Origin of the sequence: Streptomyces alkaliphilus (assembly GCF_014141535.1) — a bacterium.
GTDB lineage: Bacteria > Actinomycetota > Actinomycetes > Streptomycetales > Streptomycetaceae > Streptomyces > Streptomyces alkaliphilus.
In genome coordinates this window covers 1-8,508 of the sequence record NZ_VKHT01000111.1, presented here as the reverse complement: position 1 = coordinate 8,508, position 8,508 = coordinate 1, and the positions used below count along the sequence as shown (strand labels likewise).

Here is an 8,508-nt window from a genome sequence, read left to right as displayed (position 1 = left end):
GGGTCGGCCCGCCCGGTTCCCCCACCTCTCTCGGCATCGCCGGGGCGGACCGCCCCGCCCGTCCGGTCGAGCGGGGCGGGCCGCCGGTGCGTCTGGAGGTTCGGGGCCTCCCGGCCCTCACCGTGGTCCCCGTGGGAACCGGTCCCGGGGGAGCGGTGGTCGTCCCGGAGGAGCCCGACCGGGTCGGCTGGTGGGCCCCCGGCGCCCGCCCGGGGGGCCCGGGGGGCACGGCCTTGCTGGTCGGCCACGTGGACACCCCCCACGGCGACCCCGGGCCCTTCGCGGCCCTGGCCGATCTGTCGGTCGGGGCCCGGGTCGGGGTCGTCGGCGCCGACGGCCGCGTCCACCGGTACGCCGTCACCACCGCCCGCAGGCACTCCGCGGACGCCCTGCCCCGCACGCTCTTCGACGGTGACGGTCCGCCCCGCCTGGCCCTGGTCACCTGCGCCGGTCGTTACGACCCGGGGGCCGGCCGGTACGAGGAGACCCTCGTCCTGCTCGCCCGCCCACTGCCCTGAGCGGCCGGCGCCCCACAACCCCGGCCGGTCGCCCGGAGCATGGCGATTCGCGTCGTTTTGCCCTCGCCCGTTCGGGTAAGCGGAGGACTTCCCCAGGACACAGGGGACACAGAGGACACGAGGGACGCAAGCGTCCCAACGGCACGAGGAGGGCACATGAAGGCCGTGGTGTGGCACGGGATCGGGGACATCCGTCTGGAGGACGCCCCGGACCCGAAGATCGAGGACACGCATGACGCGATCGTGCGCGTCACCTCCTCCGCGATCTGCGGAACCGACCTGCACTTCGTCCGGGGCACCATGCCCGGGCTGCGCGAGGGCCTGATCCTCGGCCACGAGGGGGTGGGCGTCGTCGAGGAGGTCGGCGGGGGCGTGCGGAACCTGCGCCCCGGCGACCGCGTCGTCATCCCCTCCACCGTCGCCTGCGGGGTGTGCAGTTACTGCCGCGCCGGCTACCACGCCCAGTGCGACAACGCCAACCCGGGCGGCCGACGTGCCGGCACCGTCTTCTTCGGCGGCCCCGAGGCCGCCGGCGGCCTGGACGGGCTCCAGGCCGAGTACGCCCGCGTGCCCTACGCGCACGTCGGCCCCGTCCCGCTGCCCGACACCGTCACCGACGCGCAGGCCATCCTGCTGTCGGACATCTACCCCACCGCCTGGTTCGGCGCGAAGCTCGCCGAGATCCGCACGGGGGACACCGTCGCCATCCTCGGTGCCGGCCCCGTCGGCCAGGCCGCCATCGCCTGCGCCCGTCTCCAGGGCGCCGGTCGGATCATCGTCGTGGACGGCGTCCACGACCGCCTCGAACTCGCCCGCGACCAGCACGCCGAGGTCGTCGACTTCAACGCCGAGGACCCCGTCGAGGCCATCCTGGAGATGACCGGCGGCATCGGCGTGGACCGGGTCATCGACGCCGTCGGCGTGGACGCCGAGCGCCCCGCCCGCGGCCCCGCCGCCGAGGCCCTGGCGGAGAAGGCCGAGGAGTTCGACCGCGAACGCGACGAAATCGCCCCCGAACAACACCCCGACGGCGACACCTGGGTGCCCGGCAACGCCCCCTCCCTCGCCTCCCGCTGGGCCGTGCAGATGGTCGCCAAGGCCGGGACCATCGGCATCATCGGCGTCTACCCGCCGCAGGTCGAGCAGTACCCCTTCGGCGAGGCGTTCATGAAGAACCTCACGCTGAAGATGGGCAACTGCCACCACCGGCACTACATCCCGCAACTGGTGTCCATGGTCGCCGGCGGCACCCTCGACCCCACCCCCCTGATCACCCGCTGGGAGGGGATGCGCGACGTCATGGAGGCGTACCGCACCTTCGACCGGCGCGAGGAGGGCTGGACCAAGGTGGTCCTGGGCGAGAGCGACGACCGGGGGAGCGGCGGCACCTCCACCGGCGCCGCCACCACCGCCGGTGGTCGGCGCTGACCGGACCCGCTCCACGCCCCGCTCCACGCCGCGCGACCCCGGGCGGGCCCCGCCGGCCCGGGGTCGCGCGGCTGTCCCGACCACGAGGGGGTACCCGTCCCGCATGTTCTTCGACTCCCGGGCCGATCTGTTGCGGGTGGCGGCGGTGGCCCTGGAGACCGACGGCACCTTCAGCGTGATCCCCCGCTCCTCGGCCGGCACCGGCACCTCCTTCGCCCCCGTGCGCGGTGCCGGTTCCACCCCGCTGACCGGTGGCGACCCGCAGGCGCCCTGATCCGCCGGGCTCCGCTCCACCGGGGGAGGCGGCCCTCCCGAGGCTCCCACATTCTCTCCGCGTCCCCGGACGGCCCGGCCGGGTGAACGATCTCCCGGCGCAGAGGTGGGGTGAGGGTGTCGTCGGGTGCCCGCCGCTTCTCCTTCCTGCCGGCGGGCTCGTGCGGCGTGGTGCGCCGAGCGACAGTTCTTACCCCGTTCGGGGGGTTTGATCTCGTTCCGCCCCGATCTTGGTCGGTCCGACGGGATGTTGGCGGGAAGCAGGTGGTACGGCTCGACCGGTGTCTCGTCGGGAGCGGTGGAGGCTCCCGACCACCGGAGTGGGTGGGCGACGGTGAGGGGTGAGGTGCGAAGTGGTGAAGAGTGACGGGACGTCGAACGGTTCGTCCGAGCTGCGTGAATCCTATGAACTGTGTGCGGCCGAGACCCGGCAGTTCCTGGCCGGGATGTGGACGGTGGCGGAGGGGACCCTGCCCGCGGCGATCCGGCCCCACATGCACGCCATCACCGGCTTCATGGTGTGGACCGACCGCATCGCCGATGAGGGGGCGTCGGCGGATCGCGTACGGAGGATCGCCCGGTGGCGCTCCGAGACGCTGGAGGATCTTCGCTCGGGCCGTAGCGCGCACCCGCTGCGTCGGGCCTTCGTGGACACGGTGCTGCGCTGGGATCTGGACCGTGCGGTGATCGAGGAGCTCCTCGCCACGTTCGAGGCCGACTGTGCCTCCCCGCCCGTGTTCGAGACGTTCGAGGACCAGCGGCGCTACCTGCGGGGTGTCGCGGGAACGTGGGCCGGGATGTGGACTCCACTGTTGGACCCGCGGGGGCCGGAGGCGTTCCGGCTGACCTCGTTGCTGGGCGAGGTGGGCCAACTGGTGGACATCTTCGAGGACCTACCGAGAGATCTCGCCGCCGGCCGCTGCTATCTGCCCCGCGAGGATCTGCGCCGGCTGGGCCTGGACGTGGCCGATCTGCGGCGCGGTGAGCCGCGGGAGGCGCTGGACGAGTTGATCGACATCCAGCTCACCCGCTGGCGGGATCTGCTGGATCAGGCGGTGCCGGTGACCGCGATGGTGGGCCCCGGGTACGAGGCGTTCCCCGCGGCCCTCATCCTCGGCGCCCAGACGCATTTCGACGAGGTCACGCTGCTGCGTTCCCGGGTGCTGGCGGAGGGGGTCGAGCCGCTGTCGTTGACGGGTCGTGCCCGGCGCCGCCCGGCCCGGCCGGCGGCCGGCCCCCTGCCGGGACACGTGGCGGTGATCATGGACGGCAACCGGCGGTGGGCCGCACGGCGGGGCATGTCGGTCGCGCAGGGGCATCGCGCGGGATGGCGGTCCGCGATGCGGCTGGTCAACTCCGCGCTGCGGCTGGACATCCGGCACCTGAGCCTCTACATGTTCTCCACCGAGAACTGGAGCCGCTCCTCGCGGGAGGTACAGGACCTGTTCGATGTCCTGCCCGAGGCGATCGACCAGGGTGTCGATCGGCTGCACGAGCTCGGTGTTCGGGTGCGCTGGTGCGGGCGGCGCGACCGGATCGACCCCTCCCTCGCCTCCCAACTGGCACTGCTGGAAAGCCTGACGTCGAACAACGCCGAGCTGACCCTGACCGTCTGCCTCGACTACGGCGGCCGGGACGAGATGGTCACCGCCGCCCGCTCGCTGGCCGCGCGGGCGGCGGCGGGGACGATCCGGCCCGAGGACATCGGCCCCGAGGACCTCGCCGGAAGCCTGTACGCGCCCGGTATGCCCGACGTGGACCTGCTGATCCGCACCGCCGGGGAGCAACGGCTCAGCAACTTCCTGCCCTGGCACCTCGCCTACGCCGAACTGGTCTTCGACCCCACCCTGTGGCCCGACTTCGACCTGGCCCGGTTGCGGCAGGCCATCATCGACTACGCCGCTCGGGAGCGCCGATTCGGTGGCGGCGGCCTGCCCGGCCCCGCCCGACCCGTGGAGCCGGCCCGGACCGGCTGAGGGGTCCGGGCCGGCTCGCGGCTCATCCCCCCGGCGGGGTGTAGAGGGCCTCGGCGGTGAAGTGCGCCACCACCGTGTCGGCGGTGAAGGCGGGCCTACCGAAGGTGGCGGCGAACCCCTCCAGCAGCTCGGCGGTGGGACGCATCGGCACCTCCTGGATCCGCACCCTCATCGGCCGGCCCGGCGGTACGTCCTCCGTGCTGAGCCGCCCCTCGGCCGGATCGCACCGGAACACCGACCGGTGCCCCATGTCGATGCCGTTGACCACCCACGTCCCGGACGCCACCCCGTCCCGCAGAAGGCTCTCCATGCCCTCCACCCGGAACGAGCCCTGCCTCGTGCGCACCGCGATCCCCCCGGCCACGCTCCCACCGATCGTCGCCTTTTGAAGATCGGCGAGCGAGGGATCTCCCGACCCCGACGGCACGGGAAACCGCACAGCCGAACCGTGCGCGTCGCTCACCAACCGGGCCGGAGCCACGGCCTCCACCACCGCCTCGAACCGGTCCAGCTGCTCCCCGGCCCGCGGAGTCCAGCGAACCTCGATCCAGCCGTCGGACATCGTGCCCCACTTGTCGTCCGCGGCGGCGGCGGACGTCGTCCCCGCGAATTGGGACAGCAACGGAGCGGCCGCGGCCGTTCCCAGAACCATGCGTCGCGTCGTGCTCATCGCCGAGTGCACCATCCTTCCCCGGGTCGCCGGACACGACCCCGGAAAAAATCATCCGGCCCCTCGGGGACCTCGGAGCGGGCCGTACGGTAAACCACCCGAATGGGGGAAAACCCCCACGGGGCAACCCGCCTCCCGCTTTCGGGTGACGATGAGGCGCGCATGCCCGGCTGTCCCGAAAGGACGGGGAGCGCGGGTCGGAGCGGCCTCCTCAGCACTCGATGACGTTGACGGCCAGGCCGCCGCGCGCGGTCTCCTTGTACTTGACCTTCATGTCCGCGCCGGTCTCCTTCATGGTCTTGATCGCCTTGTCGAGGGAGACGTGGTGCCGGCCGTCGCCGCGCAGCGCCATCCGGGCGGCGGTGACCGCCTTGACGGCGGCCATGCCGTTGCGCTCGATGCAGGGGATCTGCACCAGCCCGCCCACCGGGTCGCAGGTCAGGCCCAGGTTGTGCTCGATACCGATCTCGGCGGCGTTCTCCACCTGCTCGGGGCTTCCGCCCAGCACCTCGGCCAGCCCGCCGGCCGCCATCGAGCAGGCCGAGCCCACCTCGCCCTGACAGCCGACCTCGGCGCCGGAGATGGAGGCGTTCTCCTTGAACAGCAGCCCGATCGCGCTCGCCGTCAACAGGAAGCGGACCACGCCGTCCTCGTCGGCACCGGGCACGAACTCGGTGTAGTGGTGCAGGACGGCCGGGATGATGCCGGCCGCGCCGTTGGTGGGGGCGGTGACGACCCGGCCGCCGGCGGCGTTCTCCTCGTTGACGGCCATCGCCCACAGGGTGGTCCACTCCATGGCGTGCTGCGCGCGGTCGCCCTCGATCCGCAGTTGGCGGGCGGAGTGCGCGGCCCGCCGGCGCACCTTCAGCCCCCCGGGCAGGATGCCCTCCCGGCTCAGGCCGCGCGCCACGCACTCGCGCATGACCTCCCAGATGCGCAGCAGGCCGTCGCGGACCTCGGCCTCCGGCCGCCAGGCGGTCTCGTTCTCCAGCATCAGCGCCGAGACCGACAGGCCGGTCTCACGGGTCAGGCGCAGCAGCTCGTCCCCGGTGCGGAAGGGGTGGCGCAGTTCGGTGTCGTCGGGCTTGATCCGCTTCTCGCCGACCGCGTCCCCATCGACGACGAAGCCGCCGCCCACCGAGTAGTACGTCTTCTCCAGCACCTGCTCGCCGTCGGCGTCGCGGGCGCACAGCGTCATGCCGTTGGCGTGGTACGGCAGGGAGCGGCGCCGGTGCAGCACCAGGTCCGTGTCCGGGTCGAAGTCCAGCACCGGCCCGTCGGCGGCCTCCGCGCCCAGCAGCCGCAGTCGCTTCTCGCCGCGGATGCGCTCCACCTCGGCGTCGGCGCGCTCGACGTCCACGGTGTCGGGGGCGTGCCCCTCCAACCCGAGCAGCACCGCCTTCGGCGTGCCGTGGCCGTGGCCGGTGGCGCCCAGCGAGCCGAACAGCTCCGCGCGCACCCCGGCGGTCTCGTCGAGCAGTCCCTCGCGCCGCAGCCGGCGGGCGAACATCCGGGCGGCGCGCATCGGCCCGACGGTGTGCGAGCTGGAGGGGCCGATGCCGATGGAGAAGAGGTCGAAGGCGGAGAGTGCCACGGGGCGGACTCCCTTGTCTGCTCGTGGGGTGGTGAGCGATGGGGCCGGGGGTGCGGGTTCCGGGAAGGTCCGGGACCCGGTGCCCGGGGAAGGAAGGGGCGTGGCGGGATCGCCGCCCCGCCCCGCCCTCCCCGGGCCGGGGGTGGATCAGACCGTCAGGTCCGGGTACAGCGGGTGCTTGTCGGCGAGGGCGGCGACCCGGGTCTTGAGCGACTCGGCGTCGAAGCCCGGCTCGAGGGCCTCCGCGATCACGTCGGCGACCTCGCGGAAGTCCTCGGCGTCGAAACCGCGGGTGGCCAGGGCCGGGGTGCCGATCCGCAGGCCGGAGGTGACCATGGGCGGGCGCGGGTCGTTCGGCACCGCGTTGCGGTTGACGGTGATGCCGATGCCGTGCAGGCGGTCCTCGGCCTGCTGCCCGTCCAGCTCCGAGTTCCGCAGGTCCACCAGGACCAGGTGCACGTCGGTGCCGCCGGACAGCACGGAGACGCCCGCGCCGGCGACGTCCTCGGCGAGCAGGCGCTCGGCGAGCAGCTTCGCACCCTCCAGGGTACGGCGCTGCCGGTCCCGGAACTCCTCGGTCGCGGCGATCTTGAACGCCACCGCCTTGGCCGCGATCACGTGCTCCAGCGGACCGCCCTGCTGGCCGGGGAAGACCGCCGAGTTGATCTTCTTGGCGTGCTCGGAGCGGGAGAGGATGACGCCGCCGCGCGGGCCGCCCAGGGTCTTGTGGGTGGTGGTGGTCACCACGTCGGCGAACGGCACCGGGTTGGGGTGCAGCCCGGCGGCGACCAGACCGGCGAAGTGCGCCATGTCCACCATCAGCAGCGAACCGTTGGCGTCGGCGATGCGGCGGAACTCCGCGAAGTCCAACTGCCGCGGGTACGCCGACCAGCCGGCGATGATCAGCTTCGGCCGGTGCTCGGCGGCCAGCCGCTCGACCTCGGCCATGTCCACGCGGCCGGTCTCCGCGTCCACGTGGTAGGCGACGACGTTGTACAGCTTGCCGGAGAAGTTGATCCGCATGCCGTGGGTGAGGTGCCCGCCGTGGGCGAGGTCCAGGCCCAGGATGGTGTCGCCCGGCTGGAGCAGGGCGAACATCGCGGCGGCGTTGGCGGAGGCGCCGGAGTGCGGCTGCACGTTCGCGGCCTCGGCCCCGAACAGCTCCTTCACCCGGTCGCGGGCCAGGGACTCGATGACGTCCACGTGCTCGCAGCCACCGTAGTAGCGGCGGCCCGGGTAGCCCTCGGCGTACTTGTTGGTGAGCACCGAGCCCTGCGCCTGCAGCGCGGCCACCGGGGCGAAGTTCTCCGAGGCGATCATCTCCAGGGTGGACTGCTGACGGCGCAGCTCGGCGTCGACGGCGGCGGCGACGTCCGGGTCCACCTCGTGCAGGGAACCGTTCAACAGCGAGGGGAGCGAGGGGGAGGTCGGCACGGACTGGGGCGACTGGGAGGTCATGACGGTCTGGGGTCCTTCGGTCTGCGGACGGTCTGCGGGCCGGCCGGTCGCCGCGCCCCGGTCCGCCCCCGGCGGACCGGGGCGGACCGGCCGGGCACGGCGACCGGGACGGGCGGGGCGGTGCCCGCCGGGGTCACTCCTCGCTGAAGGAGGTGTACTCGTCGGCGGAGAGCAGGTCCCCCGGCAGCCCGGCGGCCTCGTCGATCCGGACCTTGAACAGCCAGCCCTCCCCGAAGGGGGAGGAGTTGACCAGGCCCGGGTCGTCCACGGCGTTCTGGTTGACCTCCACGATCTCGCCGGAGACCGGGGAGTACAGCTCGCTGACGGACTTGGTGGACTCCAGCTCACCGCAGGTCTCGCCCGCGGTCACGGCCTGCCCGGCCTCGGGCAGCTCGACGAAGACGACGTCACCGAGCGCCGAGGCGGCGTGCGCGGTGATGCCCACGGTGGCCACGCCGTCCTCGGCCGGCGACAGCCACTCGTGCTCCTTGCTGTACCGCAGGTGCTGGGGGTTGTTGCTCATGGGTGGATTCTCCCGGGTGACGAGGTGGCGGGTGGGGCGGTTCCGACCGGTGGGACACGGTCGGGGAC

General features: G+C 73.1%; 8 protein-coding genes. 4 read left to right on the top strand and 4 right to left on the bottom strand.

The window, feature by feature from the left end:
- From FNQ90_RS06235 to uppS, 4 genes are all read left to right on the top strand, one after another.
- A partial coding sequence (locus tag FNQ90_RS06235; RefSeq protein WP_182605345.1) for a class F sortase occupies positions 1–518 on the top strand: 518 nt, incomplete at its 5' end.
- A gap of 156 nt (positions 519–674) precedes the next feature.
- The gene (locus FNQ90_RS06230) at positions 675–1,946 is read left to right on the top strand and encodes an alcohol dehydrogenase catalytic domain-containing protein (RefSeq protein WP_182605344.1); all 1,272 of its coding nucleotides are present in this window, start codon (positions 675–677) and stop codon (positions 1,944–1,946) included.
- Positions 1,947–2,049: 103 nt separating this feature from the next.
- A complete protein-coding gene (locus FNQ90_RS06225) occupies positions 2,050–2,220 on the top strand; it encodes a hypothetical protein (RefSeq protein WP_182605343.1) in 171 nt (56 codons plus the stop codon).
- A gap of 355 nt (positions 2,221–2,575) precedes the next feature.
- Positions 2,576–4,195, top strand: coding sequence for a polyprenyl diphosphate synthase (gene uppS / locus FNQ90_RS06220; protein ID WP_323379802.1), 1,620 nt, complete (start codon positions 2,576–2,578; stop codon positions 4,193–4,195).
- A gap of 22 nt (positions 4,196–4,217) precedes the next feature.
- On the opposite strand, the gene FNQ90_RS06215 is transcribed toward uppS, so the two are convergent.
- The 4 genes from FNQ90_RS06215 to gcvH all read right to left on the bottom strand — a co-directional run bounded on the left by FNQ90_RS06215 (position 4,218) and on the right by gcvH (position 8,440).
- A complete protein-coding gene (locus FNQ90_RS06215) occupies positions 4,218–4,865 on the bottom strand; it encodes a hypothetical protein (RefSeq protein WP_182605342.1) in 648 nt (215 codons plus the stop codon).
- 211 nt (positions 4,866–5,076) lie between these two features.
- The gene (locus tag FNQ90_RS06210; RefSeq protein ID WP_182605341.1) at positions 5,077–6,459 is read right to left on the bottom strand and encodes an L-serine ammonia-lyase; all 1,383 of its coding nucleotides are present in this window, start codon (positions 6,457–6,459) and stop codon (positions 5,077–5,079) included.
- Between the two features lie 147 nt (positions 6,460–6,606).
- A complete protein-coding gene (gene glyA / locus FNQ90_RS06205) occupies positions 6,607–7,917 on the bottom strand; it encodes a serine hydroxymethyltransferase (RefSeq protein ID WP_182605340.1) in 1,311 nt (436 codons plus the stop codon).
- Between the two features lie 133 nt (positions 7,918–8,050).
- Positions 8,051–8,440 carry a glycine cleavage system protein GcvH gene (gene gcvH, locus FNQ90_RS06200; protein ID WP_182605339.1) on the bottom strand — a complete coding sequence of 130 codons (390 nt, stop codon included), beginning with the start codon at positions 8,438–8,440 and terminating at the stop codon, positions 8,051–8,053.
- Positions 8,441–8,508: the final 68 nt, after the last annotated feature.